Genomic DNA, 26,683 nt, shown 5'->3' with positions numbered 1-26,683 from the left:
ACCTCACTCGGTTGAAAGAGAATCGGCGCGACATGGAATCGCGCCCGGGATCATGGTGCCAACCTATGAACGGCCCCTTGCCGGGTCAAGGACGCTCACACTGAGATGAAGGGATGCCAGCGCCGCGTCCAGCGCGGGGGCCGAAATCTCCATATATTCAAGGGCCTCGGTCCAGAGCAGGACCGCGCGGATGGGCTTTTGGGGATAAAGCCGCGATAGCACCGCCCGGTAGAGCGCGAGCTGCCTGACATAGGCGGCGGGCGCATCAGCGGCGCTCCTGGGCGCCGTCTGGTTGGTCTTGAAATCGACGATCAGAACCTCTGATGGGGTCACCACCAGCCGGTCGATCTGCCCAGACACCAGCGCCGGCCGCCGTCCCGGTCGGTCGAGCTTGCCGACGATGGCGGCCTCCGCGCGGCTGCCCGCGGCAAAGACCGGCGCGAATCGCGGCTCGGCGATCAAGGCGAGCACCTTGTCGGCCAAAACGATGCGGTCAGCCTCGGTCCAGTCGGCCGCATTGCGCGCCATGAAGCCGAGCGCGGCCTCGCGCCGGCGCTCGGCGGCGATGTCGGGCAGCGATTGCAGCAACCGGTGCACCAGCGTGCCGCGCTGCAGCGCCAGGGCGCGGGACTGGACTGATTCGCCTGACCGGACCGCGCGGCCTTCCTCGGCCGGCTGGCCGGACGGGCGAACCGGATCGTCGTCGGGTGTCTCGCGCGGCGCTGGCGTGCGCAGCCAGTCCGGCAGCGTGATGGTCTGGTCCACGGCTGCGGCCGGTGTGCCCAGCGCCGCAACATCCTCGGCACGAGCGAATCGGGTCACCTTGCCGAGCGGTGTCTCGATCGTCTGCTTGTCGAGACCCGAGGAGGATAGACCGGTGTCGATCAGGTCGTACCAGCTCAGCTTGCGGACCGTCCGCATATTGCCGGGCATGCAGCCGCCGACGATCAGCCGGTCGGCCGCGCGCGTCATCGCGACATAGAGCAGGCGGCGATATTCGTCCTCGGTCTCCTCCAGCATTGCCTTGCGCGCCTCGGCGACGGGTTTTGGGTCGTCGGCCTTGCGCCCGGCCCACACCACCACCTCGCCGCCATTGCCGCGCGGCACGTTGATCAGCCGGACCCGCTGCGAGTCCGCGGGCGATGACGTGGTATCGACCATGAACACGACCGAGGCCTCGAGGCCCTTGGCGCCGTGCACGGTCATCACCCGCACCTCGTCGCGCGTGATCTCCATGTCGCGCTTCACTTCGGTATCGGCGGAGCGCAGCCAGGCCATAAAACCTTGCAGCGAGGCAGGTGCCTTGCGCTCGCAATTCAGCGCCAGCTCCAGAAATTCGTCGAGCGCGTCATTCGCTTCATGCCCGAGCCGGCGCAGGATGCGCGCGCGGCCGCCGTCGCCGCCGAGCAGCCAGGCGTAGAAGGCGAACGGCGTCTCCTCGCGCGCGCGCATCTCGCAGGCCTCCAGGCGCCGCAGCACGGTCGCGAATTTCTCGTTTCCAGCCGCATGCTCGCCCAGTGCGCGGCGCAGCGATCCCTTGCGGTCATGGGCCAACTGAAACAGGTCGTCGTCGTCGAGGCCGAACAGCGGACTCTTCAGCGCCACAGCCAGCGCCAGATCGTCCTGCGGCAGCAGCAGCGCATCCGCAAGGTTCATCAGATCGATGATCGCGATGTGCTCGGTCAGCTTCAGTCGGTCGGCACCGGCGACGGGAACGCCGGCGTGCTTCAGTGCCTGGATCACCGCGTCGAACGCATTGCCGCGCCGGCGTACAAGAATCAGCATGTCACCATAGCGCAAGGGGCGTCGCTCGTTCTCGTGGCCTGTCAGCGTGCCGCTCTCGACCAGCCGCTTGATCTCGGCCTGAATGCGCCGTGCGAGCTTGACCTCGGGGCTGGTCACGGCGACGCCGTCGAACGGCGCGCGCCAGCCCTCGATCTCCTGTCGGTCGTCCGCCTCGGCAAGATCCCACAGCTCGATCACGCTCGGGCCGGCATCGGCCAGCGCGTTGTGCAGGGGATGACCGATCTCGACGGAATGGATGCTCTTGTAGATCGCGGGATCGCGGAAGACGTGGTCGACCGAGTGCAGGATCGCGGCGCCCGAGCGGAACGAATAAGTGAAAGCCACGGGATCGAATTTCAACCCGGCCGCGGTGAACTTGCGGTGCAGCTCGCGCCGTCGCGCGTCGAACTCGTGGGGCGCCGCGCCCTGGAACGAGAAGATCGACTGCTTCTCGTCGCCGACGGCGAACACCGTGCGGTTCAAGCCTTCGCGCGCGCCCTCGCCGGCCGTGAACTCGGAGATGATATGCGCGACAATGTCCCATTGCCGCGGGCTGGTGTCCTGGGCCTCGTCGATCAGCACGTGATCGACGCCGCGGTCGAGCTTGTAGTGCACCCAGCCCGAGGAGATGCGGTCGAGCATCGCCAGAGTCTTGTCGATGAGATCGTCATAGTCGAGCAGGCCGCGCTCCTGCTTCTCGCGGCGGTAGTTCGCAGCGGCTGCGGTCGCGATATGCAGCAGAGCCGCGGTGCGGTCGCGCATGGTCACCGCGCGGCGCTTCTCGATCAATCCAAACAGGCGGGACGCCTCGTTCTCGAACAGGCGCGCGACGGAGGGATTGTGCTCGCCGAATTTCTTGGTCAGCACCGCCTTGCGCGGCAGCTTGTCGTCGGTGAGGAAGACGGACAGATAAGCATCGACCTGCGCGGCGCCGGAAAACGCCTTGGCCTCGCGGAGCCGGCTCGCCTGATCGTTGTCGGATTTGCTGCCGTCCTCGAGCGCGAAGGCGATGTCGTCCCAGCGCACCCGCGGCAGGAACGGGCCGTCGAGGATCTCGGTCTCGACGTCCTCGATGCCGTCGCTCGCATCCACGCCCAGCACAGCGGCCATCTGTTCGGCGGCAGCCCCGGCATTGCCGGCCTCATCGGTCCAGGCCATGAAGTGATCGCGGCTCAGGCACGCCTCGCGCACGACCTCCTTGAAGGTGACGTCGGCGGCGTTTGCCATCGCAGTCAGCAGCGCGCGGCCGGTGACGCTGTCAGGATCGCGCGCGGCCTCCAGAAACACCTTCAGATTGGCGCGCTCCATCATATCGGTCTGGTCGCGGTCGTCCATCACAGCAAAGCGCGCCGGCACGTTGGCCTCGAACGGGAATTGCTGGAGCAGGCGGGTGCAGAGCGCGTGGATGGTCTGCACCTTCAGCCCGCCCGGCGTCTCCAGCGCACAGGCGAACAGCTTTCGCGCCTCCCGCCGCAGCTTTGCGCTGGGATGCGGGATGCCGACGGCGCGGATCGCGGCATCGAGCCCGGTATCGTCAAGCGTCACCCAATGTCCAAGCGTGGTGAACACGCGCTCGGCCATGTTGGCGGCCGCGGCCTTGGTGAAGGTGATGCAGAGGATCTTTTCCGGCGGCACGCCTGACAGCAAGAGGCGGATCACGCGCTGCACCAGCACATGCGTCTTGCCCGAGCCGGCATTGGCCGACACGAAGGCCGACGCGGTCGGGTCGGACGCACGCGCCTGTCGTGCGCGCACTTCGTCGGGGATGGGGCGCGGAAGCTTCACCATTCCTCGATCCCCAGGCCGCCGGCCGCGGACCATTCCTTGATCCGGGCGAGGTCGTCATAGGCGCCGTAGCGGTTGGTCCACATCGGCAGGTTCAGCGAGGTGTAGGGCTGGTTGTCGTCGTCGAAGGCGCGGATCAGCGCCTCCAGTTTGGCTCTTGCGTCGGCGGCAGCAGTGTCCGGTGGAATCGGCTCGTCACCTTTGTTTATCTTGAGCTGGACGATGCGCTCTTCTCCGGCAGGATTGTTGCCGCTCAGGCGCACATAGACGAGCTGACTCACCGACGAACCGGCATCGATATCGGGGAAACCGCCCTCGCGCAGGATCGCGGCTTCCAGTGTCAGTTGCGGTGACAGCCCTAAGCGGACCTGCTTGTCGCTTGGCGGCTGGCCGGTCTTGTAATCGAGGATGGCGTAGCCGCCGCCCTGGCGCCGCTCGATGCGGTCGGCGCGGGCGGAAAGGCGGAAGCTGCGCTCATTGTCGAGCCGGATCGAGATCTCGCCGCGCGTCTCCGCTGTGATCGCCTCGATCGCATCGCGCCGTGCCGTCTCCCATTCGCCGAACCAGCGTGCGATGCGCTGGAAGCGTGGCCACCACAGCGCGCGCGCCTCGGGCCGCTCCATCAGCAGCGCGAAATGTCTTTCGCCGATCGCGCGCAACACGCGGGCGGGATCGTCGGGCAGATGTGCAGCATAGGTCTCGGTGAACTCGCCGATCGCATCGTGGATGGCCGAGCCCCGATCGGCTGCCGACAGCGGCATGTCGACCGGATCGAGCGCATCGAGCCGTAAGATATATTTGGCGTAGATCGTGTAGGGATCGCGCAGCCAGTCCTCGATCGCGGTGACGGACATTTTCAGCGGCCGCGTCGCGCGCGGCGGGCGCGGCTCGGGCTGCTTGATCGGCTTGACCTCGGCGGGCCGGTCGAGCGCGCCTGCAAACTGCACGTATTTCTCGCCGGCGCGGACAGCCGCCTTCCAGAGCTCGGCGCCCGCAACCGCTTCCAGCCGGTGCAGGAAGCGCGAGGCGACGGCCGGCGCGCCGCCGGCCTTGGCGGAATGGGTGAGGATGACCTCATCGCCGCCGAGCAGTTGCGCAAAATCGTGCGCGGAGAGGCCGATACGCCGCTCCGGCAGATCGAGACCGAGCTCGTGCCGCATCGGCCGGCTAAGCCAGGGATCGATCCGCGGCGCCGGCGGCCACACGCCCTCAATGAGTCCGCCGATGATGACGCGGTCGGCCTGCATCAGCCGCGATTCCAGCGGGCCGTAGATCTGCAGGCGTGCGCCGGGCTTGTCACGCCGTCGCACGGCGCGATCGCTGAACGCCGTCTGGAACACGTCGGCATAGTCAGGCAGCGGCACCATCAGCCCGCTGGTGGTGCCGCCGCGCAGGAGATCGTCGAAGGCGCCGGCGAGCGCGAGGCCTTCGCGCTCCTCGAAGGCAAGCGGAATGCCCTGCTCGTCGCGCGACAGCTCGATGATGATCTCGCGATGGCGATGCGCAAGCTCGGCAAAGTCGAACGGTTTTGACGAGGCCAGGCTTTCGATCGGGGCCAGGGCTCTCTGCAACGCCTCGATCAGCGCCTGGACGCGATCGAGATCTTCCGCCTTGAGACGCGCCCGCGGCTCGGCGGCGTGCAGCGCAGAGATTTCATGGCGCCAGAGCTTTGCCAGCTCCTCGCGAAAGCGGTTGAATTCGCGCAGCAGGCCGCCCGTGCTCGCCGGTGGGCGCGTGCCGCGCAACACCGCAAGCTCGAGGTCCTCGATCTCAGCCTTCCATGCGCCGCTCGCGCGGCCAAGGCGACAGAGCGGGTGTTTCAGCATCGCCAGCAGCGTCGGCGGCTCCAAGCCCCTGGTCGCGGCCTCAGCCACAAGGCGCGCGAACACGCCGGCTGCGGTTTCCATCAGCACGTCGCCGCCGGAATCATCGAAGGCGAGATCCCATCGCGTCAGCGCGGCCATCACCCGCCGCGCCAGCGCACGATCGGGCGTCACCAGCGCCGCCGATTTGTCCAGATGCCGCGCCTCGCGCATCGCAATGGCTATCGCGAGCGCCTCCATCTCCGGATTGGGCGCCTCGACCACGGCGAGGTTCTTCATGCCGCCTGATATCCTCGCGGCCACATCGGGCTGCTTCAGCCGGTCATGCCATTTCTCGGTTGCGCTGGACGGCCGCATCGATTCGGAAGCAAGGAGATCGCGCCCATGCGGTGCAGCCGGCTCCAGGATCTCGACGTCGCCGCGCTTGATGCCGAAGCGCTCGAGCAGCCCGTGCATCGCATATTGCGGATGGTTCGAGGTGGGATTCTCGGTGATGCCCAGCAGGTCCCTGCTGCCGCCGATGATCCGCCAGGCATCGTCGTCCAGGTCAGTGTCGAGCCCCGGCAGCACAACCGCACCATGCGGCAGCGCGGCGACCGCGTGCAAAAATTTTGCGGTGGCCGGCATCGAGCCGGTCGAGCCCGCCGCAATCACGGGGCCATGCGGATGCGCGGTCAGCCGCTTGGCTTCCGCCGCGATCAGCAGATCGCGCCGTGCGGCCGGCTCGATCCGGTTGATCTCGGCGAGATGAGCGGGCCAGGCGATGCGCGCGATGCGCAGAAAATCAAGCGAGTGCTGCCAGTAACGGTCGAGCATGTCAGGCACGAGGCCGTCGAGCTTGCCCCAGTCGACGCCGCGCGTCACCATGTCGTCGATCAGGCGTGCGAGGTCGCCGGCGAGCGCCAGCGTCGAGGCGGGGCCGCCGACCACCAGCGGCGCCAGCACCGGGCCCTTGGCCCAGGCCGCGACCAGCTGTGCCAGGGTCAGCCGCCGTTCCAGCTCGCCGAGCCGCGGCGGAATCTCGAGCGGCGTCGCGCCGGAAAACTGCTCGCCTTCCTCGGCGAAAGCGAGCTCGTCCTCGTCGATGTCGCCGAGCGCAACGATGCGCGGCAGCACCACGGCATCCGTCCTCATTTCCTCAAGGAAGATCTCGCGCACCACGCGCATGGCACGCCGTGTCGGCAAGTACAGCGTGGCGTCCGCCAGCCGCGCCGGTTCCTTGCGCGCCTCGAATCCCTCGACCAGCCGGCCGTCGAGCAGGCTCGCGACGATCGTGCGCAGGAACGGAACTGAGAGGGGAACGCTGAATACGCGCATGAGCTGCCTGATTCGGGGATCAGGCGCCAATATAGGGAGGCGGCTTCAAATGGATATGGGTGGGCCGAAATCGTCCCCGCTGTTCGCGCCCTACGCCACGCTCTCCAGAAACGCCTCTTCCGCGGCGTGCACCGCATCTGGCGTGCCGACATGCATCCAGACGCCGTCGAGGCGGAGGCCGAACAGGCGCTCCTGCTCATTGGCGCGGTCGAACATTTTGGTCAGCGAGAATTCGCCTTGCGGCGCGCCTTCAAAGATCCTCGGCGACAGGATCGCAGCGCCCGCATAGACGAACGGGACGATCTCTTTCTCCTTGCGCTTGCGCAAGGCGCCGTCGGGCAGCATGCCGTAATCGCCGCGGCCGCTATAGCCGATGCTGGTTGCGGTCGGCGCCATCAGCAGCAGGATGTCCATGCTTGCGGGGTCGAAATTTTCCGCGAGCCGCGTCAGATTGGAGCGGACGCCGTCGATCCACAGCGTGTCGGAATTGACGTGGAAGAACGGCGCGTCGCCGAGCAGCGGCAGCGCCTTGACCACGCCGCCGCCGGTGCCGAGCACCTGGTCGCGCTCGTCCGAGATGGTCACGCGCGGATGCTGGCGCGTTGCGGTGTGCTCGATGATCTGGTCGGGCAGATAGTGCACGTTGACGACCGCGTCGGTGACGCCGGCCTGGGCGAGCTTGTCGAGCACGTGGTCGAGCAGCGGCTGGCCGGCCACCGGCACCATCGGCTTCGGCATCTTGTCCGTCAGCGGACGCATGCGCAGGCCGAACCCCGCGGCGAGCACCATGGCTTTGGTCGGTTTGACGGACATGCCTAGCCTTCTCGAACCTCGATCATTCGCGTTTGCAGCAATCCTAACACGGACCAGGATAGGCCGCACCGCATCTCAAACGGCCTTAGCCACCCGCCGTGACGGTTGTGCGACGTGTGTTGCCGTCACGCCCCGACGGCTGTGGACCGCGCCTTTTTCTTCTTGTCGCCGACTTTCAGGAAATTGACGCCGATCTGGTCGCCATTCACCCAGGCCAGTTCGCAGCGCCGGTACGCAAGTCCTGTCGACGACAGCAGCAGAAAAAATTCCTTCAGATGCAGGCCTTCGACCGAGCCGTCGATGGTCAGCTTGGCGCCGCTCTCGGAGACGTCCTCCATGGTGCATTCGCGACGCCAGGTGCCGTCAATGCCCATCATCTGGGCCGAAATCCCGCGTTCGAAAACAACCCTGCTATTCCCGCGATGATCCGTCTTGACCGCCATCTGCCTCAAGCTCCAGCCCCGTCTTTGTCCGGCGGCCCGCGGGCGATGATACCGGCGTGATGGCTAACAGCCGGTAAACCGGTTCCGGCTCAGCGGTCAGGCGGCTTTTGCGGCGGCGGCACGTTGGCGAGATACCAGTCGCGCAGATGCGCGAGGGCGGGATGCGCGAGCGAGCGCTGCAGATAGGTCCAGATCCGCGGCTGGTGGCGCAGATAATGCGGCTTGCCGTCGCGGCGGTTGAGGCGAGCGAAGGTGCCGAGCAGGCGCGTGTTGCGCTGCGCCGACATGATGGCATAGAGCTCGGCGAATCCGGCCGCATCGAAGCTCGCATCATCCTTGCGGCGCGCCTTGATGTAGCGCGACAGCAACGTCAGCTCGAGGCTCTCGGGCACATCGATGCGGGCGTCCTGAAGCAGCGACACCACGTCATAGGCGTGCGGCCCCAGCACGGTGTCCTGGAAGTCGATCACGCCGACGCGCGCCATGCCGGCGCGGTCCGCGAGCCAGATCAGGTTGGGCGAGTGGTAGTCGCGGATGACCCAGGTCTTTGGCGCGGCCAGCGGTTTCTTCAGGAGCTCGCGCCACATCGCAAAGAATTCCGCGCGCTTCTCGTTGCTCAGCGGCGCGTTGCGATCGGGCAGATACCATTCCGGCATCAGGCCGATCTCGATCAGCAGCGCATCGGTGTGCCAGGCGGGAATGGTGTAAGTCTGCCCGTCCAGCGGCAGCGTCTCCGGCAGCGTCTTGCCGTGGAGCACGGCCAGCACGTCGGTCGCGGCCTCATAGCGTTCGGGAATCGGCCGCGGCGGATCGCCTTCGATCACGCCTTCGCTGCCGAAATCTTCCGAGATGAGAAAGCCGTGGTCGAGATCGCAACGGTGGATTTTCGGCGCCGAGATACCTGCCGCGCGCAAACCTTCGTCGATGGCGACGAAAGGCTTGATGTTCTCAGCGAGATGCACCGCGGCGCTGTAGGACTTTCCATTGTAGATAGCTGCACCATCGGGGCGCTGCGGCGAGTTCATGAGGATGACGCCGCCGTCGTCGCGGATCAGGCGCGCATAGGAGCGCGTCGAGGCGTCGCCCGGCATATGCTTGCGCGTCGCGTCGAGATGACCTGACGCGTCGAGGAATTCGCGCAACGCCTTCAGCCGCGCAACGGTGGGCGCACTCTTGCCGTAGCCGGTGATATCGGCAGCGCGCGCATTCGAGCCCAGCGCCGGGCGGTGCGTCAGCGCGATGTCGATGCGGTCTGCAGGCATCGCCGATGGCGCCCGCTCGGGCCATTCGATCAGCACCAGCGTTGCATCCGGGAGCGGCGACAATCCGATCTCCTCGAGCTCGCTCTCGTCCTCGACGCGGTAGAGGTCGGCATGCATCACGGCAAAGGCCGGCAGCTCGTAGCTCTGCACCAGCGTGAAGGTCGGGCTCGGCACTTCCAGCGCGTCGTCGCCGGCGAGATAGCGGATCAGGCTGCGCGCCGCGGCGGTCTTGCCGGCGCCGAGATCGCCCGTCAGCGTGATGGTGTCGCCGGGGCCGACCAGCAGCGCCAGGTCGGCCATCAATTGCGCGGTGGCCGTCTCGTTGTGGAGCGCGACGGAGAGTTTGGTGGGTTCGCTCATTCGGCGGCGTCGCGATGCGCCGCCTGGTCGGTCGGGAAGTCGCAGATCACGACCGTGCCTTTGCCGACGACCGAATCCACCTGAATCTTGCCGCCATGCAGTTCGACGAAGGAGCGCACCAGCGACAGCCCGAGCCCGGCGCCGCGATGACGCGAGCCCTGCGAGCGGCTTTCGAACCAGTTGAATACCTTGTCCTTCATGTCGGCGGGTATTCCAGGTCCGGAATCTGTCACAATGAAGACCACGCTGTGGTCGGTGCGGCGCGCGCTGATCCCGACGGTGGAATCCTGCGGCGAGAAGCCGACCGCATTGGCGAGGAGGTTATAGAGCACCTGCACGACGCGCTTCTCGTCGCCGATGAAGCTGCCGACATCGGGCGCGATCTCGACCTTGAGGCGGATGCGGTCGGTGGCGAGCCGGTCCTGGATACCTTCGGCGGCGAGCTCGATGGTCTTGCTGACGTCGACCGGGCCGAGCTCCAGCTTCATGGCGCCGGCATCGATGGTGGCGAGATCGAGGATGTTGTTGGTCAGCGCCAGCAGCGCATTGGTCGATTTGGTGACGTAGTCGAGATATTCGGCCTGCTTCGGCGTCAGCGGCCCGGTCGAGGGGTCGCTGAGGAAATGCGCGAAGCCGATGATGGTGGTGAGCGGCGAGCGCAGCTCGTAGGAGACGTGGTGGACGAAATCCACCTTCATCTGGTCGGCTGCTTCCAGCGCCTCGTTGCGCTCGCGCAGCGCGCGCTCGACATTCTCGGTGTCGGTAATGTCGAGGAAGGTCAGCATGGTCGCGCCGTCATGCAGCGGCCGGATCATGCCGTCGAGCACGCTGCCGTCCTTGCGCTCGAGCTTGATCGGCACGTCGGCGCGGCTCTCGATCGAGGTGATGGCCTCGCGGATCTGGCGCCACACCACGGGATCGTCGAACAGCTGTTGGCACCAGCCCTCGACGGTCTGGATATGCGGCTCCTCGCGCATGGCATCGTTCGAGAGCTTCCACATCCGGACGAAGGCCGGATTGAACAGCTGCGCCTTGCCGTTGCTGCCGAACACGGCGACGCCCTCGGCGAGGCTGTCCAGCGTCTCGCGCTGGACCCGGATCATGCCGTCGAAGCGGCGGGCCAGCTCGAGGCTCTCGGTGACGTCGTCGAACAGATAGGTGACGCCGCCTTCGGGGTTCGGCGTGGTGACGACGGAGAGCGCGCGGCCGTCGGGCAGGTACCAGGTGTCCTTCGCGGCCTCGACCGCGCGATAGGCCTCGTGCAGCTTGGCCTTCCAGGCGCGGAAATCAGGCTGCTCCGGCAATTTGCGCGCGGCGCGAAGCTGGTCGAGCACGCTGGAATCGTCAGGATTGGTGTCGAGGAAATTGCGGTCGAGATCCCACAGCCGGCGGTAGGAATCGTTGTAGAAGGCGAGCCGGCGCTGGCCGTCGAACACGGCAACGCCTGACGAGAGCTGGTCGAGCGTGCGGCGATGCGCCTCTGCCATCCGCACCAGCGCGGCGCTCAAGGCATTGGCTTCGGATGCGTCGATCGCGACACCGACACTGCCATGGCCGACATTGACGGAACGCACGTCGTACATGCGTCGCTCGCCGCCGATCACGATCGGCAGCCGCGAGGTGAAGTGAGCCGCCTCCTTCAGACCGCGCTCCATGGCGGTGCGGTCGGAGCTGTCGAGCAGCTCGAGCTTGCGCTCCTGGGCGTCCGCGATGCTGGTCGCGTCCGTCGCGCGGACATAGGCCGGATTGGCGAAGGTCAATGCGCCGTTCTCGCCCTTGGCCCAGATCGGCCATGGCGCCGCGGCAGCGAAGCCGCGCAACATCTCGGTCTCGTCGGAGAGCGCCTTGTAGCGCAAATTGGTCTCGGCCAGATCGCGCCGTAGGCCGGACAATTCGCGAATCCGGACAATGGCCTGGCCGCCGATGGCGCGGCCGATCGCTTCCAGCGTATGGCCGTTGGCGGTGGTCAGCGTGAGCTGGAAGCCATCGCCGCGTTCGCGCAAGCCATCGACGGCGTGATCCATCTGCAGCGCCGGTTCCGGCGGCAGCCAGGTTCCGAAGGCGAGCACGCGCTGCGGCGACGAATCGCGTGGCAGCACCATGGCGATGTCGCCCGAGATCTGCGCGCGATCGTCGCCGGCCGGCCAGGAGATCAGGATCTGCGGCTCGGCGAACAGAAGCGCGCCGAAGCGGTCGGTCTGCAGCTGGAGTTCCCGGATCCGCCCCAGCAGTGCCGCCTCGTTCTTGGCGGTGCGCACACGGGTCCGCATCAACAGGATCGCGGCCACGACCGTGAACCCAAGCAAAGCCAGCGCGGTGGCCAGCACCGCGAGCTCCTGCCGGTTGAAATCCAGCAATATCGAAAGTGTGTCGACGAGGTCGGCGGCATCAGCCGGCTCAGCCGGCAGCAGCGCTGCGAGAGCGCCTCCGAATAGGCTGTTGCGCACCAGCGAAGTGCACGACAGCAGCGTCCGACGCATCGACACGATCACGCCTGACATAGTTGCCCCAAGACCGCACGAATTGACCTCGCGGCGACCCCCGTCGCGCGCGAATCAAACGACAATACCCCCACCGCGACTCCACCGGTAAGAGTCCAGACCGTGAACAGGAATCTCACGGGGGAAAAAAGCAGATGCCGAACTCTGTCGGGCCGCCATGGGCCCGTATTTCGGCGGATTCGCGTCGGTCAGGAACCGGCGGTGAGCTGGAGTTTCATCACGGTGATCACGTCACGCAGTTGCGTCGCATCGCCCGTGGCACGTTTCACCAGAAGCGCGCCCTGCAGGGCACTGAAGATGAAGCGCGCCAGCTTGGCCGGTGGCGCCGCCAGCGCAAATTCGCCGCCGCGGGTTCCGCGCTTGAGGATGTCGGTCAACCAGTCCTGATGGGTCTGGAAGAAGCCGTCGACGCGAGAGCGCAACTGCGGGGGCAGCGCCAGGATTTCGCCGGCCAGGGCCCCGCACAGGCAGATTCGGTCGGGCGTTTTGGCGAAGCCGATATAAGGCTCGAGATAAAACTCCAGCATCGCCAGCGAAGATTGCGCCTGATCGGCGCCGATTGCTGCCAGCGCATCGCCGAAGCGCGCCACGTATCGGTCGATCACGGCCACGCCGAGATCGGTCTTTGAAGGGAAATGATAGTGGATGCTCGCCTTGCGGATACCGAGACCGTCGGCGATGTCCTGGTAGCTGAAGGCGCTGTAGCCGCGCGTCTGGATCAGCGTCTCGGCGAGATCGAGGATCTGTTCGGCGGTCTCGGATCTCGGCTTCGGCGCCGTCGTCGTCATGCAGTCCCCATCATGATGGCATCCGGCGCAGATGACCTCGCTTGATCCAATAGATCGCGCCGCCACTTGAGCCAAGTGCACGCCGGAACATGGGTGGATTCCGGATCCACGTCCCCTTGCCGTACTGGCCGTGGGCGTCACGGAGGTCGCCCGACAAAATGAATATCTCTTCGCCGGCCGCGCAGTCCACCTCTTCCAGCGCCGTGCCGGGCTGCAGGCGCTCCAGTGCCACCTCTTCCCTGCCGGGAATGACGCAGAGCGGAAGCGTAGCCAGGCCCGACTGGCCGCCATCCCGCCAATTTGCGCGCGCGGTGTCGACGACCAGCCGGTCCTTCTCGCTCGGCTCCATCTGCCGGAGTTTGACGAGGATCGTGCAGCCCGGCGCGGTCCGCGGCGTGTGACGGCTGTGCGGTGGATTGCGGACATAGGTTCCGGCCGGATAGTCGCCATGCTCATCGGAAAACACGCCGTCCAGCACCAGAAACTCCTCGCCGAGCGCGTGCTCATGCGCTGGAAACGAGCTGGCGGCGGCGTAGCGAACGAGCGAGGTCGCGCGCGCGACTTCGCCGCCGATCCGGTCGAGCATCCGGCGCTCGACACCCGCCTGCGGGGAGGGAATCCAGGGCATCGTCTCGGTCGGGATGACGACGCGCTGCGTGAAGTCGGCATTGATGCGATCATTCGCCATGACACTCTCCTGAAGTGACGGTCTCCTAGAATTTTTCCGCGAAGGGACGCAGGTCCATCTCCTGGGTCCATGCCGACGGCGGCTGCGCCGTGAGCTGGAGGTAGGCCTGCGCGATCGCGTTCGCATCCATCCGGCCGGTCGTCGCAGCTCCGAAGCGCTGATCGGTTTTGGGCGCGTCGATCAAGCCGTCGATCACGACATGGGCGACGTGAACGCCCATCGGGCCGAATTCGCGGGCCAGCGCCTGGGCAAGTCCGCGCAGCGCAAATTTGGCTGACGCGAAAGCGGCGAAGTTGGCGCCCCCGCGCAGGCCTGCCGTGGCGCCCGAGAAAATCATGGTGCCGCTCCGACGCGCAGCCACGTGTGGAAGCACGGCTTGCGCCGACAGCATCGCGCCGAAGCAGGCAACGCGCCAGACCTCCTCGAATGCCTGCGGCGAAATTTCGCCGAACGGCCGGATCATCAGGACTTGTGCATTGTGAATGAGAACGTCGATGGTTCCGCCAATGGGCTGCAGCGCGCGTTGAACGTCGGTCGCATTGGTCAGATCGCAGGCCAGGTGGGTATAGCTGCCGCCGGCCCGCGCGACCGACGCGCCGATCTGCTCCGACCCGCTTCCGGTCCGTGACAGGCCGAGCACGTCGTAGCCACCTTGCGCGAAAGTCGTGGCGATATCAGCGCCGAGGCCTTCGGCCATGCCGGTGACGAGCAATGTGCGCCGCTTGACGACTGACATCGTTCAGATCCAGCGCAAGATGCTGGCGATGATCGCGATCTGCGCCAGCCAGCCCGCGGTGAACGTCAATGTGCGCGCGGCGGGAATGCCGGCCGCATAGACGACGTAATGCGCGAGCCGGGCGAAGAAGTAGACCACGACGGCAGCCCTGGTCGCCGCGCTCGAAATGCCGAGCACATGCGCGATCAGCACAATCGGCGCGAAGATGGCGAGATTCTCGATGGCGTTGCCATGCGCGCGCATGGCGCGCTGCGCCCAGTCCGCGAGCTTGCCGCTGTCGGGTGCGCCTCCGGCGAGCGCCCCGCCGAGACCGACGGCAAGGATGCGATTGAGGACATAGGGCACCCAGAACAATGCCGTCATGAGTGCAGTCAATGTCAGCCAATAGAGCTCGATGGTCACGGCTTCTCCTCCGGTTCAGGAACTTGCCGTTTATCTACCTATTAGTAGGTAGAGTCAATCGGCGTGCGTTCGCGAGTCCGTGAAGGCCGGGGTTCTAATGGGAGAAGCGGGGGTTAGCGGCCAGTCGACCCAAAGCCGCCGGTGCCGCGATCGGTCGAGGACAGCGTCGCGACCGGGTCGAGCACGGCCTGCAGCACCGGCGCGAGCACCATCTGCGCGATGCGCTCGCCGCGCTTGATCACGAACGGCGCCTCTCCGTGGTTGATCAGGATCACCTTGATCTCACCGCGATAGTCGGCATCAACAGTGCCGGGCGAGTTCAGCACGGTGACGCCGTGCTTGGCCGCGAGACCCGAGCGCGGCCGCACCTGCGCCTCAAAGCCGGGCGGCAAGGCGATCGCAAGGCCTGTCGGCACCAGCGCATATTGCCCAGATGCGAGCGTGATCGGCTCGCCCTCCGGCACCGCCGCCATCAGATCGAGGCCGGCGGCTTCCGCGGTCTGATAGGCCGGCAGCGGCAGGCCTTCCGCGTGAGGCAGGCGTTGCAGTTCGACCGTGACTTTGCTGCTCAAGAGGCCGGCTCCAAGGACTTGTCGACGGATTTGTCGGCCACGCTCTTCACGATATGCGCGACCAGTTCGATGGCGACCTGTTCCTTGGTCATCACAGGCCAGGAATCAACCGTGATCTCGCCGTTATCAGCAGCATTCTTGCCGATGAGATGCACGGTGTTGCGGTCGCCGCCCATCACGCCTGATGAGGGCGAGACGTCGTTGGCGACGATCCAGTCGCAGCCCTTGCGCGCGAGTTTTGATTTGGCGTTGTCGATCAGATGCTCGGTCTCGGCGGCGAAGCCAATCACCAGCGGCGGGCGCTTGTCGGCGAGTTTTGAGATCGTGGCGAGGATGTCGGGGTTCTCGACGAGCTGCAATGGCGGCATGCCGGCCGATGTCTTCTTCAGCTTCTGCTCGCCCTCATTGGCAACGCGCCAGTCGGCGACGGCGGCGGCGAAGATCGCGATGTCGGCGGGAAGTGCTGATTGCACCTGCTCCAGCATCTGCCGCGCGGATTCCACGTGCTTGACGGTGACGCCCTGAGGATCATCGAGATCCACAGGGCCGCTCACCAAAATCACCTCGGCGCCCGCGGCCCGCGCTGCGGCAGCGATGGCAAAGCCCTGCTTGCCCGAGGAGCGATTGGCGATGTAGCGCACCGGATCGATCGGCTCGTGCGTTGGTCCCGCGGTGATCAGCACCCGCTTGCCGGCGAGCGGCCGCGGCACCGGCGGCCGCAGCAGTTTTTCGGCAGCGGTAGCGATCTCGATCGCTTCCGACATGCGGCCGACGCCGGCTTCGCCCGCTTCCGCCATCTCGCCGGAATTGGGGCCGATCAGCAGCACGCCGTCGCGCTGCAGCTGCGCGACGTTGCGGCGGGTCGCCGGATTGTTCCACATCAGCGGATTCATCGCCGGCGCCAGCAGGATTTTTCGGCTGGTCGCGAGCAGGATCGCGCTGGCGAGATCGTCGGCATGGCCGTTGGCCATCTTCGCCATAAGATCGGCGGTGGCAGGTGCCACCACGATCAGATCGCAGTCGCGGGCGAGGCGGATATGGCCGGCGTCGAATTCGCTCTGGGGATCGAACAGATCATTGTAGACCCGCTCATGGGAGAGGGCGCTGACCGAGAGCGGCGTGACGAATTGCTCGGCGGCCTTGGTCAGCACGCAGCGCACCTCGATGCGCCGCTCCTTCAGCCTGCGGATCAGGTCGAGCGACTTGAAGGCCGCGATCCCGCCACCGATGATCAGGGTGACGCTGGCCTCAGGGAGGGCACTGGAGCGCTGGGACGCCGGCGCGGGGGAAGCTTCAGGCGGCGCAGAAAACGGCGTCAGCGGCTCCTCGCGGCCCTCGATCAGCTCCCGCAGGATGACCCGGACCTCCTCCTCGACCGATCTATGATTCCTGGCCGAGCGCAGCCGCAAATAGGCTTTGACGGTATCGTCGAGCTTACGGATGGTCAGGCTTGCCATGACGCCCTCCAGCACGGAATGATAGCGATGCTATCATCCGTTTGATTGCAATGCAATCAAGCTCTTGGCGATCACAGATTCCGGACGGCGATCAGGATGCCGATAAAGGTCACGGCGATGATCCAGACTGCCACGGTGCGCCAGCGGTTCTTGCGGCCCTCGCTGCGCCCCATCGCAGCGATGCTCTCGGGCGACAGCCGGATGCCTTCCCGCGTCAAGGTCTCGAGCTGCTCCAGCACTGCGACCGAGCGCTGGGCGATGTCGGGCAGGCGCATCAGCACCTTGGCGAGGTCGCCGCCGCCGGCGAGCGCGCCCTGCACCCGGCCGATCGGTCCGAGATTGCGCTCGATCCACTCGCGCACCACCGGATCGGCGACCTTCCAGATGTCGAGCTTGGGATCGAAGCCGCGCGCCACGCCCTCGACCACCACCATGGTCTTCTGCAGCAAGATCAGCTCGGGCCGCGTCGTCATGTCGAACAGGCCGGTGACCTCGAGCAGCAGCGTCAGCAGCCGCGCCATTGAGATTTCCTCGGCGGTGCGGTTGTGAATCGGCTCGCCGATGGCGCGGATGGCTTGCGCGAAATTCTCGACCGAGTGATGCGAGGGCACGTAGCCCGCCTCGAAATGCACTTCGGCGACGCGGCGATAGTCGCGGGTGATGAAGCCGAGCAGGATCTCGGCGAGGAACCGCCGCTCCTTCATCCCGAGCCGGCCCATGATGCCGAAATCGACGGCGACGAGGCGGCCGGCGTCATCGAGGAACAGATTGCCCGGATGCATGTCGGCGTGGAAGAAGCCGTCGCGCAGCGCATGGCGCAGAAAACTCTGGATCACCTTGCGGCCGAGATCGGGCAAATCGACCTGCGCCTCCTCCAGGCGCTTGTGATCGTTCAGCGCGATGCCGTCGATCCACTCCATCGTCAATACGTTGTGCGTGGTGCGATCCCAGTCGACGGTGGGCACGCGGAAATCAGGATCGCCTTCCGTGTTCTCCGCCATCTCCGACAGCGCGGCAGCTTCCAGCCGCAGATCCATCTCCATCGCGACCGAACGCGACATGGTGTTGATGACTTCGATCAGGCGCAACCGGCGCGCCTCGGCCGAATAGGCTTCGGCCTTGTGCGCGACGAAAAAGAAATCGGAGAGGTCGCGGCGGAAGCGCGAGGCTACGTTGGGCCTGAGCACCTTGACCGCGACTGACTTGCGGATGCCGTCGCGCATCACCTCGCCGCGATGCACCTGCGCGATCGAGGCGGCCGCCACTGACGGGCCGAACGTGACGAAAATATCCTTCAACGGCCGTTCCAGCGACGTCGCGATCGCGGCTTCAGCTTCGGCTTGCGAAAACGGCGGCAGGCGATCCTGAAGGCTTTCGAGGTCGCGCGCCATGTTGAAGCCGACGACATCAGGGCGCGTCGCCAGGAATTGGCCGAGCTTGAGATAGGCCGGGCCCATCCGCGTCAGCGCGCGCGAGATTCGCGGGCCGTGCTTGTCGCCGCGGCGTTCGACGAGGCGCGCCAGCTTCAGCGCAAGCTGTCCGGGCGGCGGCACCAGGCTCGGATCGACGGCGCCGAACACGCCCTCGCGCGCAAACACGAACGCGGCGCGGATCAGGCGCGTGATGTGGGTGATGGCAGAGATCACAAACGCCAGCCCGAATGCAGTGCGACGATGCCGCCGGTCAAGGTCTGCCAGCTCACGCGGGAGAAGCCGGCCTCGCGGATCATGTCGGCAAAGGCGTTGGGCTTCGGAAACTTGCGGATCGATTCGACGAGATATTGATAGGATTCCGCGTCGCCGGTGACCATGCGGCCGAGCGGCGGAATCACCTTGAACGAGAACAGGTCATAGAGCTTGTCGAGCCCGGGCACCTCGACCGTCGAGAATTCCAGGCAGAGAAAGCGGCTGCCGGGCTTGAGCACCCGATAGGCCTCGCGCAGCGCCTTGTCGATCTGCGGCACGTTGCGAATGCCGAAAGCGATCGTATAAGCGTCAAAGCTGCGGTCGGCGAAGCCAAGCGCTTCGGCATTGCCCTCGACGAAATCGACCTGGCTCTCGAGATGGCGCTTGGCGGCACGCTCGCGGCCCACGGCGAGCATGTCGGAATTGATGTCGCAGACGGTGGCGTGGAAGCCGGGGCCCGCCGCCTTGGCGGCCCGGAACGAGATATCGCCGGTGCCGCCGGCCACGTCGAGCAGCGCGAACGGCCGGTCGCTGCGGGGCGGGTCGAGCGTGTTGATCATGATGTCCTTCCAGACCCGGTGCAGGCCACCGGACATCAAATCGTTCATCAGGTCATAGCGCGACGCCACGCTGTGAAACACATCGTTCACCAGCGTCTGTTTGTCCCCCAGGGGAACGTCTTTGAAGCCAAAATGCGTGGTTTCGCCCGGCCGATCCATTACTCTACTCCACTGGGCGGACCATAGCCCGCCCGCCGCAATGGCGCTATCACACCGCCCTCATAAGGTGAATGCCTGACCATGCCTGAATTGCCCGAAGTCGAGACCGTCCGCCGCGGCCTTCAGCCCGTCATGGAGGGTGCGAAAATCGTCGTTGCGGAGGCCCGCAGGCCCGATTTGCGCTTTCCGTTCCAGCCCGATTTTGTGGCCCGGCTGCAGGGACAGATCGTCACGGGGCTCGGCCGCCGTGCAAAATATCTCATGGCCGATCTCGCCTCCGGCGACGTGCTTTTGATGCATCTGGGCATGTCGGGCTCGTTTCGCGTCATCAAGCCGGACAACGTGGCCGTATCAGGCGAGTTTCACTATCCCAAGGGCAACGACTCCGCGCACGACCACGTGCTGTTTCGGATGTCCTCCGGCGCGGACATCGTCTTCAACGATCCACGCCGCTTCGGTTACATGAAAGTGATCGCGCGCAATGCGCTCGAGGACGAGCCGCTGCTGCGTGGTCTCGGCCCAGAGCCGCTCGGCAATGAATTCGACGCGGCGATGCTGGCGCGCGCCTGCGAAGGCAAGAAGACGAATCTGAAGGCCGCGCTGCTCGACCAGCGCGTCGTCGCGGGCCTCGGCAATATCTATGTCTGCGAAGCCCTGCACCGCTCGCATTTGTCGCCGCGCCGCATCGCCGCGACGCTCGCGAGCAAGAAGGGTGAGCCCACGGATCATGCCAAGCGCCTGGTCGGCGCCATCCACACCGTGCTGAACGATGCCATCAAGGCCGGCGGCTCGTCATTGCGCGACCATCGCCAGACCTCAGGCGAGCTCGGCTATTTCCAGCATTCCTTCAAGGTCTATGACCGCGAAGGCGAGACATGCACCACGCCGCGCTGCGGCGGCACCGTGAAGCGCTTCACCCAGAACGGCCGGTCGACCTTCTGGTGTCCGAAGTGTCAGAAGTGACGCTGCAACCACTCTGAAAGCTGGCGCAGCGGCAATTTGCCTGACAGGTCAGGCGGCTGCGTGCCGCCACCGGCTCGCTTGGGTCGCGACCGGTTCTACTGTGCATGGGGTTGTTTTCGAAAACTCGGCCGGGGACGCGTTCGCCCTCGCCTGAAAACGCGAAGCGAAGCAATCCGGCCGGGCTGGTGGCCGGATTGCTTCGTCGCTTGGGCTCATTCACCGGATGGCGAAGAGCCCGTCTGGGCCTTGAGCGATCGCCCCGCTCAGGACGCCAGAACTGGGGTTTCGTCCGTCGACAGCTCGGTGGCGGCATGCAGCACTCCGTCTGCTGCCGACAGGACCTGATCGATCAGGAGATTGCCGGCGGAGAGCTCGAGACGGGTCTCGATCCAGCGCCAGAGGCCGCGGACCTCCTCGGTCGACTTGCCGTTCGGCGCGAACTCGCTGACGGCGAGGCCCGAGGCGAGCGAGTCCTGGTGGTCGTTGCGCATCACGATCAGCGGGCGGGCGAGCACTTCGGCGAGATCGAGCGCGGCTTCCTCGGCGAGGGTGTTGGCGGCGTTGTCGATGCGCTGGCCGCGGATCGGCGTCTGGTTCAGCACGAAGCTGTAGGGGCGCTTCCAGGCGCGCGCGACGCTGACGGTGGAGACCGTCGCCTCGATGTCGGCGACGCTTGGGCGGGCCGGGATCAGGCAGAGGTCGGAGTGGCGGATCGCGGCGGTGGTCGCGGCGGACAGGCCGGCCGCGGTGTCGACGATCGCGAGCTGGAGACCGCTGTCGGCCAGCATCTTCAGCCGCGGCGCGAAATCGGCGGCGTGATAGATCGGCTCGACGACGACATCGTCGTTGTTGCGGCGGCGCGCCCAGTTGGACAGGGTGCCCTGCGGGTCGGTCTCGATCAGGCGAACGGTGAAGCCGGCCTGCTTGGCAGCCAGCGCCAGGCCGATGGCGAGAGTGCTCTTGCCACTGCCGCCCTTTTGGGTGGCGAGTACGATCGTGTGCATGGAGAGTTGAATCCTTTGGAGTGCTTGGGTCTCGGGATAACGCCACGCGAACGTGCATCGCATTTTCGATGCTGAGCTCTTCTCGCTCAGGACGTGCCCTGCCCGATCCAAAGGGGACCGCGGATGTCCGAATCAACGGTAATGATGATGGCAGAATCAGGAATGCCAGCTAATCCGTACCATTACTGGACCCGTAATCCTGCGTGTGATGTGCTCGCTATCGTGAACAAGAAGGACATCAGGCATGGGCGGAAACTGGCGCGACCGGACGGCAACGATCTTTGAATGTCAGAAGATGCCGGCGGTCTCGAGCCGCGGCATGGTGGTGAGCAACCACCCGCTGGCGTCCAGCGCCGGCGCCGAGATGCTGGCGGCCGGCGGCAACGCTGTCGATGCTGCGATCGCCACACTGTTCACGCTGACCGTTGTCGAGCCGATGATGGTCGGCATCATCGGCGGCGGCATGGCGCATATCCGCCTCGCCGACGGCAGCCATCGCGTCATCGACGGCCAGAGCACCGTGCCCGCTTCGGTGCGCGACACCACCTACACGTCGAAGCCGGGTTCGGCTCACGACGTGTTCGACACCGTCGGCAACGAGAATTTGAACGGGCCGAAAGCGGTCGCGACGCCGGGCTCACTGAAAGCCTGGTGTGAGACGCTACAAAGATTCGGCACCATGTCGCTTGCCGACGTCATGCAGCCCGCGATCAAGCACGCCGCGCGCGGCTATGCGGTAACGCCCTATTTGCACGAATGCATCAGCGAGAGCGCCGCCACGATGCGCAAGGACAAGCCGATCGCGGCGGTCTTCCTGCTTGGTGGCGAGCCGCTCAAGGTCGGCGCGCGCGTGGTGCAATCAGAATATGCCGAGACCCTGCGCACTATCGCCGATCACGGCGAGAAGGCTCTCTACGAGGGGCCGCTCGGCGACATCCTGGTCGACTACATGGAGAAATCAGGCGGCTTCATCCGCCGCAATGATCTGACCAATTACAAAACGGTCGAGCGGCAGCCGATCCGCGCCGATTATCGCGGCTGGAGCATTTTCGGCCCGCCGCCGCCCGCGGCCTCCGGCGTGCACATCGCGCAGATGCTGAACATTCTCGAGGGTTACGACATCGGCGGCCTCGGCTTCGGTACGTCAGAGACCATCCACTATCTTGCCGAGGTCCTGAAGATCGCCTTCGCCGATCGCGCCGCGGCCAGCGGCGATCCTGATTATGTCGGCGTGCCCGTGGAGAAGCTGACCTCGAAGGCCTATGCCGAGGAGCGCCGCCGCATGATCGATCCGTCGCGTGCGCAGGCTTTTGGCGCCGGTGTGACGCAACTCGAAAGCGCGCACACCACGCATATGACGGCAGCGGATAGCTTCGGCAATGTGGTCGCGACCACGCAGACCATCAACAATCTGTTCGGCGCCAAGATCATGATCCCGGGTCTGGGCGCGATCGCCAACAATTACATGAACCTGTTCGATCCGCGGCCCGGTCACGCGTTGTCACTGGCGCCAGGCAAGCGCGTGACAACCTCGATGTCACCGATGATGGCTTTGCGTGATGGAAAACTGCGCTATGCGCTGGGCCTGCCCGGTGGAAAACGCATCTTCCCGAGCGCGATGCAGGCGCTCGTCAACCTGATCGATCACGGCATGACCTTGCAGGAAGCCGTCGAGGCACCCCGCGTCTGGACCGAAGGCAATGCGCTCGAGGTCGAGCAGCAGGTGCCGGAGGCTGTGTGCGCAAAACTTACGGCGCTCGGCCACAAGGTCCAGCCTGTTGCGACCGTCGCCGGCGGCATGAACGGCATCGCCTTCCACGACGACGGCACCATGACCGGCGCCGCCTGCTGGCGCGCGGACGGCACGCCGATCGGGATATCGGGCGGGCTTGCGCGAGGCGGGGTGCGGTTCAGGCTCGCCTGACGGTCGCTATTTTTGTGTGCCGCTACCTTCGAGGTCGGCGGCGGCGCGCGCAATCAGATCGGTTGCGCTCGCATTGGTCTGTGTCGAGCGCACCTTGACGTCGATCGTGATCAACTTCCATTCGCCTTCCGACATGGCGTAGTCCAGCTCGTAGCTCAGTCGCGAAGGCGTCGTATCGAAATAACCACGCAGCAACAGCGCGCCGCTATCGGCGATCCGGGGATCTTCCGTCGCCACGATCGGCATGCCGGCGATGGCGTCGATATGATGTCCGGCGAAAGCCTTGAACGCCCGCTTCAACGTGTCAGCGGAGAAGCGTTCCCGAAACGGTTCTGCCATTTTCGCGTAGAGGACGTTGTAGTTGCCGGTGAGATTGGCGTCGTTGAGCGTCAGCAGCGCCACCTTCACCATCACCTCCTCCACCTTCGGCGTCGGCAGTGCCGGCGACTGCGCCCAGGCCGGAAAGCTCAGCAGCCCGGTCGAAACTGCAGCGCAGAGGAGGACTGGACGCCACAACATGCTACTTCCGCACGCAGATCACGCGAACGACGGCGGCTTTGGCGTCCGTCGACGTGCCGTTCGCCGTGATGGCGTGCGCCTTCAGGAAGTCGCGCACCGCTTCCGCGGATACCATCACCGCCTGTGACGCTGGCATGGATGCCGCAGGCCCTGCGACCACCGCTGGCTTCAGCAGCGCGATACCCGCGAACTTGCCGTCGCCGTCGATCGCCGGGCCACCGGAGAAGCCGACGGCAGGAGGCGGCGACAACGCGGAATCGCTTGATGTGGCCGGCGCCAGCGCGCCCTTGACGCTCGACACGCCGGCTGCGCCGCCCTGGTTCTGCGGATCGGCGATGCCGACGACATCGACGCTCGTCTTCGCCGCACCGCCAGCGAGGCTGAGCGGCTTCAGGCCGCGCGCGCCATAGATGTGCAGCAGCGCGAGGTCGTGCTCCTTGTCCTCGGCGAGGCGGTCGGCGCTGCCGTAGCCGCCGATGGTGATGGCAAGGCAGGAATCGGTGACGAGACGATCCGCCAGAATCGCGCCGTCGTCGCTGACGACGATGCCGGTGCCGTATTCGACGGTCTTGCGCGGCGGCGGTCCGGCTTGTGGTCCCGACGGAAACGCACTGAACGCGCTCGACATCGCGATCACGACCGGTTCGACCGTGTTCTCCATGGCCTGGTCATACAGGATCGTCATGATGCGGACTTCGTCGCCCTTGAAGGTGCCGCGCACGTAAAACTTCTTCAGGCCCTGGAGCCCTGAAAGCACGAAGAAATCGGGCTTCACCACGGTATAGTCGACCTTGCGCCCCGCAGGCTCCTTCTTCTCGGCTTCAGCGAGTTTTGCTGTGGTCGGGTTCGCCTCCTTGCGGCGGCTCAGCAGCACCTGCACGGTTCCGGTCGGCGAAGTCCATTTGGAGCCGTTGGCGTCGGTCGCCTGCTGCGGCACCAGCTTTGCGGGAATGCCAAGCCGCGCGCCGCTGGTCATTTCCGTCACGATTTTCCAGCCGACGCTGTCCTGCTTGCGCCGTGCGGTCTCGGCGAGCGCGGCGCGTTCCTGCGGATTGAGCACGCCGGTCGGCTTGCCGCCCTTGGCCTTCTGGTATTCCTTGATGGCATCGACCATGCGCGAACTGACGTCACCGGTGATAGCGCCGTTATATTCGCCGACCCAGGCGAGATCGGACTGGAGCGACAGCCGCTCGGCTTGCGCCATTGCGTCGGCCGTTTCCGACGGGGTTTGCAGCGCGGGCGGCTTGATCGGAACAGTCTGGACCACTTTCGGCTTGGCGCCGGGCAGCGGTGGCGTCGTCATCTGGGCGCTGGCGCCTGTGGCGGACGCCAACATCAGTGTTGCCGCAAGCATCGATCTCATGACAAATCCAGCCAGCCCATTGAACGCGCTGCCATTGAAGCACATCTCGTTGGTCGCGAACAATGTTGCGCTGGTTCAGGAGTCAAAGCTTGCTCAGCCCGGACGAACTCGAACGCTATGCCCGCCATATCGTGCTGCGCGACGTCGGCGGACCGGGCCAGGCTGCGCTGAAGCGAGCCTCGGTGCTGGTGATCGGCGCCGGCGGACTGGGCGCGCCCGCTCTGATGTATCTGGCGGCCGCCGGCGTCGGCACGCTCGGCGTGGTCGATGACGACGTGGTGTCGCTGTCGAACCTGCAGCGCCAGGTGATCCACACCACGCCCGATATCGGCCGGCACAAGGTCGAGAGCGCGGCCGAGCGGATCGCAGCACTCAATCCGCATGTCTCCTTCGTCGGCCATGCCACCTGGCTCAATGCCGACAACGCGCTCGCACTGATCAGCGATTACGATCTCGTGCTCGATGGTTCCGACAATTTCTCAACGCGCTATCTGGCGTCGGATGCCTGCTTCTTCGCGAAGCGGCCGCTGATCACTGCGGCGCTCGGCACCTTCGACGGCTCGCTCACCACCATCCGCGCGCATGAGACCAACGAGCAGGGCGAATTCAATCCGACCTATCGCTGCCTGTTTCCGGAAGCGCCGCCGCCGGGTACCGTGCCGGCCTGCGCGGAGGCCGGCGTCATGGGCGCGCTCGCGGGCGTGATGGGCTCGATGATGGCGCTGGAGGCGATCCGCGAGATCGTCGGGTTCGGCGAGGGCCTGGTCGGCCGCCTCCTGATGATCGATGCGCGTGCGATGCGCTTCGAAACGCTGCGCTATGGGCGCGATCCCGCCAATCCGCTCAATGGCGATGGGCCTGTGATGTCAGATCTCAGCGCCCACCGCGTCGGAGGGTGACACTCAGAGCACGCACCTCTCCGTCGGTGCGGACCGGCTCCCGGAACAATCGGCGAGCGGCCCCAGTCCCCTTCCCTGGACCAGGGCGAACGCTGCGAACACCAACAAACTCGTGGCGATGAAGAGCCACGACTTTGCGATGGGGGCGCCACCGGAATGGTCTGTGTTGATGCGTGCCGCCGCGACTAGCAGGCCGATGGGCGCCACGCCCAGTGTCAGAAGACCTTCCAGGGCGCTGCGGGCGGGCAGGGGCGCCCACATCCATCCGGCCAGCACGGCTGAGATCGTCGCCGCAACATAGGCCAGAAAGATCGCACGCGCGCTCGGCGCCGCTGGATCACGAAGAAGCAAGGAGATCCAGCGCATGATTGCCACGTAGGAGAGTACGCCAACAGTGGCGAGCAACGGACGCCAGACCAAGGGCCAGTGCCAGCGCATTGCGATGAAGTGCCAATCATCCCGATCAAGAGCAGGATGAGCGATGAGCTGGGCCGCTACCCACAGCAAGCTGATTGCGCCGAACATGAACAGCGTCATCCTCAGCGCGGAGTTGCGGACGCCGCGTATCGGCAGCGCGAGGACCAGCCCGCCAAGCACCAAGCCGGATATGGCGCCGCCTGCATCGGTCAGCGACGTCGCTCCGTGACAGCGGAACCAGATGGATGTCAGCAACTGGATGTCACCGCCTGCGGCAATGCAGCCCAGGCCGTGCCCAACCGTTTCATGACAGATCGCCGCAAGAGTTGCCGCCAGAAGCCCGGCGGCCAACACGGTGAGGACATGGTCTCGCTGCGGCGAAGGGGTCACGCGCGATGACAGCTCCGTGTCCCCTGCGCCCATGCGGCAACCCTTCTTCAACGGGAGGACCGCGGCGC

Annotated in this window: 21 protein-coding genes; 3 read left to right on the top strand and 18 right to left on the bottom strand. The window is 65.8% G+C overall.

What is annotated here, in order from left to right:
- Window positions 1–63: 63 nt before the first annotated feature.
- The 14 genes from addA to ubiE all read right to left on the bottom strand — a co-directional run bounded on the left by addA (window position 64) and on the right by ubiE (window position 19,136).
- Window positions 64–3,573 (bottom strand): double-strand break repair helicase AddA, encoded by a 3,510-nt coding sequence (gene addA, locus L6637_RS20245; RefSeq protein ID WP_237860699.1) that lies wholly within the window; start codon window positions 3,571–3,573, stop codon window positions 64–66.
- Window positions 3,567–6,710, bottom strand: a complete 3,144-nt coding sequence (addB, locus tag L6637_RS20240; protein ID WP_237871845.1) for a double-strand break repair protein AddB — start codon at window positions 6,708–6,710, stop codon at window positions 3,567–3,569. Before addB ends, addA begins: the two co-directional genes overlap by 7 nt.
- 90 nt (window positions 6,711–6,800) lie before the next feature.
- Window positions 6,801–7,523, bottom strand: a complete 723-nt coding sequence (locus tag L6637_RS20235; protein WP_237860695.1) for a nucleotidyltransferase family protein — start codon at window positions 7,521–7,523, stop codon at window positions 6,801–6,803.
- Window positions 7,524–7,648: 125 nt separating this feature from the next.
- Window positions 7,649–7,966, bottom strand: coding sequence for a PilZ domain-containing protein (locus L6637_RS20230; protein ID WP_237860693.1), 318 nt, complete (start codon window positions 7,964–7,966; stop codon window positions 7,649–7,651).
- An 89-nt stretch (window positions 7,967–8,055) separates the two neighbouring features.
- Window positions 8,056–9,588, bottom strand: coding sequence for a tRNA (adenosine(37)-N6)-threonylcarbamoyltransferase complex ATPase subunit type 1 TsaE (gene tsaE / locus L6637_RS20225; RefSeq protein ID WP_237871843.1), 1,533 nt, complete (start codon window positions 9,586–9,588; stop codon window positions 8,056–8,058).
- A complete protein-coding gene (locus L6637_RS20220) occupies window positions 9,585–12,089 on the bottom strand; it encodes a sensor histidine kinase (RefSeq protein WP_237871841.1) in 2,505 nt (834 codons plus the stop codon). The genes tsaE and L6637_RS20220 overlap by 4 nt, the downstream gene beginning before the upstream one ends.
- A gap of 188 nt (window positions 12,090–12,277) precedes the next feature.
- Complete coding sequence (locus L6637_RS20215) at window positions 12,278–12,877, bottom strand: TetR/AcrR family transcriptional regulator (RefSeq protein ID WP_237871839.1); 600 nt, start codon at window positions 12,875–12,877, stop codon at window positions 12,278–12,280.
- Between the two features lie 10 nt (window positions 12,878–12,887).
- Window positions 12,888–13,565 (bottom strand): cupin domain-containing protein, encoded by a 678-nt coding sequence (locus tag L6637_RS20210; RefSeq protein ID WP_237860684.1) that lies wholly within the window; start codon window positions 13,563–13,565, stop codon window positions 12,888–12,890.
- Window positions 13,566–13,590: 25 nt separating this feature from the next.
- The gene (locus L6637_RS20205) at window positions 13,591–14,301 is read right to left on the bottom strand and encodes an SDR family NAD(P)-dependent oxidoreductase (protein ID WP_237871837.1); all 711 of its coding nucleotides are present in this window, start codon (window positions 14,299–14,301) and stop codon (window positions 13,591–13,593) included.
- Window positions 14,302–14,304: 3 nt separating this feature from the next.
- A complete protein-coding gene (locus L6637_RS20200) occupies window positions 14,305–14,703 on the bottom strand; it encodes an MAPEG family protein (protein ID WP_237871835.1) in 399 nt (132 codons plus the stop codon).
- A gap of 113 nt (window positions 14,704–14,816) precedes the next feature.
- Complete coding sequence (dut, locus tag L6637_RS20195) at window positions 14,817–15,275, bottom strand: dUTP diphosphatase (RefSeq protein WP_237871834.1); 459 nt, start codon at window positions 15,273–15,275, stop codon at window positions 14,817–14,819.
- Complete coding sequence (gene coaBC, locus L6637_RS20190; protein ID WP_237871831.1) at window positions 15,272–16,732, bottom strand: bifunctional phosphopantothenoylcysteine decarboxylase/phosphopantothenate--cysteine ligase CoaBC; 1,461 nt, start codon at window positions 16,730–16,732, stop codon at window positions 15,272–15,274. The genes dut and coaBC overlap by 4 nt, the downstream gene beginning before the upstream one ends.
- 71 nt (window positions 16,733–16,803) lie before the next feature.
- A complete protein-coding gene (gene ubiB, locus L6637_RS20185) occupies window positions 16,804–18,378 on the bottom strand; it encodes a 2-polyprenylphenol 6-hydroxylase (protein WP_237860673.1) in 1,575 nt (524 codons plus the stop codon).
- Complete coding sequence (gene ubiE / locus L6637_RS20180) at window positions 18,375–19,136, bottom strand: bifunctional demethylmenaquinone methyltransferase/2-methoxy-6-polyprenyl-1,4-benzoquinol methylase UbiE (protein WP_237871829.1); 762 nt, start codon at window positions 19,134–19,136, stop codon at window positions 18,375–18,377. The genes ubiB and ubiE overlap by 4 nt, the downstream gene beginning before the upstream one ends.
- 81 nt (window positions 19,137–19,217) lie before the next feature.
- On the opposite strand from ubiE, the gene mutM reads away from it, so the two are divergent.
- Window positions 19,218–20,099: a bifunctional DNA-formamidopyrimidine glycosylase/DNA-(apurinic or apyrimidinic site) lyase gene (mutM, locus tag L6637_RS20175; RefSeq protein WP_237871827.1), complete on the top strand. Its 882-nt coding sequence runs from the start codon at window positions 19,218–19,220 to the stop codon at window positions 20,097–20,099.
- 263 nt (window positions 20,100–20,362) lie between these two features.
- Here the strand turns inward: mutM and L6637_RS20170 are convergent, their stop codons facing one another.
- Window positions 20,363–21,103, bottom strand: coding sequence for a ParA family protein (locus L6637_RS20170; protein WP_237860667.1), 741 nt, complete (start codon window positions 21,101–21,103; stop codon window positions 20,363–20,365).
- A gap of 244 nt (window positions 21,104–21,347) precedes the next feature.
- Here L6637_RS20170 and ggt point away from each other — a divergent pair, with 244 nt between their 5' ends.
- Window positions 21,348–23,027, top strand: a complete 1,680-nt coding sequence (gene ggt, locus L6637_RS20165; RefSeq protein WP_237871825.1) for a gamma-glutamyltransferase — start codon at window positions 21,348–21,350, stop codon at window positions 23,025–23,027.
- 6 nt (window positions 23,028–23,033) lie between these two features.
- On the opposite strand, the gene L6637_RS20160 is transcribed toward ggt, so the two are convergent.
- Window positions 23,034–23,546 (bottom strand): hypothetical protein, encoded by a 513-nt coding sequence (locus L6637_RS20160; protein ID WP_237871823.1) that lies wholly within the window; start codon window positions 23,544–23,546, stop codon window positions 23,034–23,036.
- 1 nt (window position 23,547) lies between these two features.
- Window positions 23,548–24,909, bottom strand: coding sequence for a serine protease (locus L6637_RS20155; RefSeq protein ID WP_237871821.1), 1,362 nt, complete (start codon window positions 24,907–24,909; stop codon window positions 23,548–23,550).
- Window positions 24,910–24,998: 89 nt separating this feature from the next.
- On the opposite strand from L6637_RS20155, the gene L6637_RS20150 reads away from it, so the two are divergent.
- Window positions 24,999–25,808, top strand: coding sequence for a HesA/MoeB/ThiF family protein (locus L6637_RS20150; protein WP_237860659.1), 810 nt, complete (start codon window positions 24,999–25,001; stop codon window positions 25,806–25,808).
- A gap of 3 nt (window positions 25,809–25,811) precedes the next feature.
- On the opposite strand, the gene L6637_RS20145 is transcribed toward L6637_RS20150, so the two are convergent.
- Entirely contained in the window at window positions 25,812–26,648 is an 837-nt protein-coding gene (locus L6637_RS20145) for a hypothetical protein (protein ID WP_237860657.1), read from the bottom strand.
- Window positions 26,649–26,683 lie beyond the last annotated feature (35 nt).

The sequence above is a fragment of the Bradyrhizobium zhengyangense genome (genome assembly GCF_022012435.1).
In the GTDB taxonomy this organism is placed as follows: domain Bacteria; phylum Pseudomonadota; class Alphaproteobacteria; order Rhizobiales; family Xanthobacteraceae; genus Bradyrhizobium; species Bradyrhizobium zhengyangense.
Note: the sequence above shows the minus strand (reverse complement) of the source record. Positions and strands in the feature narration are given on the sequence as shown.

Coding starts and splice junctions, on each gene's coding strand:
- L6637_RS20230 (WP_237860693.1), bottom strand. CDS start 7,966: ATGGCGGTCAAGACGGATCATCGCGGGAATAGCAGGGTTGTTTTCGAA.
- L6637_RS20155 (WP_237871821.1), bottom strand. CDS start 24,909: ATGAGATCGATGCTTGCGGCAACACTGATGTTGGCGTCCGCCACAGGC.
- addB (WP_237871845.1), bottom strand. CDS start 6,710: ATGCGCGTATTCAGCGTTCCCCTCTCAGTTCCGTTCCTGCGCACGATC.
- L6637_RS20160 (WP_237871823.1), bottom strand. CDS start 23,546: ATGTTGTGGCGTCCAGTCCTCCTCTGCGCTGCAGTTTCGACCGGGCTG.
- ubiE (WP_237871829.1), bottom strand. CDS start 19,136: ATGGATCGGCCGGGCGAAACCACGCATTTTGGCTTCAAAGACGTTCCC.
- addA (WP_237860699.1), bottom strand. CDS start 3,573: ATGGTGAAGCTTCCGCGCCCCATCCCCGACGAAGTGCGCGCACGACAG.
- L6637_RS20235 (WP_237860695.1), bottom strand. CDS start 7,523: ATGTCCGTCAAACCGACCAAAGCCATGGTGCTCGCCGCGGGGTTCGGC.
- mutM (WP_237871827.1), top strand. CDS start 19,218: ATGCCTGAATTGCCCGAAGTCGAGACCGTCCGCCGCGGCCTTCAGCCC.
- L6637_RS20210 (WP_237860684.1), bottom strand. CDS start 13,565: ATGGCGAATGATCGCATCAATGCCGACTTCACGCAGCGCGTCGTCATC.
- L6637_RS20220 (WP_237871841.1), bottom strand. CDS start 12,089: ATGTCAGGCGTGATCGTGTCGATGCGTCGGACGCTGCTGTCGTGCACT.
- tsaE (WP_237871843.1), bottom strand. CDS start 9,588: ATGAGCGAACCCACCAAACTCTCCGTCGCGCTCCACAACGAGACGGCC.
- coaBC (WP_237871831.1), bottom strand. CDS start 16,732: ATGGCAAGCCTGACCATCCGTAAGCTCGACGATACCGTCAAAGCCTAT.
- L6637_RS20170 (WP_237860667.1), bottom strand. CDS start 21,103: ATGCACACGATCGTACTCGCCACCCAAAAGGGCGGCAGTGGCAAGAGC.
- L6637_RS20215 (WP_237871839.1), bottom strand. CDS start 12,877: ATGACGACGACGGCGCCGAAGCCGAGATCCGAGACCGCCGAACAGATC.
- L6637_RS20145 (WP_237860657.1), bottom strand. CDS start 26,648: ATGGGCGCAGGGGACACGGAGCTGTCATCGCGCGTGACCCCTTCGCCG.
- ggt (WP_237871825.1), top strand. CDS start 21,348: ATGGGCGGAAACTGGCGCGACCGGACGGCAACGATCTTTGAATGTCAG.
- L6637_RS20205 (WP_237871837.1), bottom strand. CDS start 14,301: ATGTCAGTCGTCAAGCGGCGCACATTGCTCGTCACCGGCATGGCCGAA.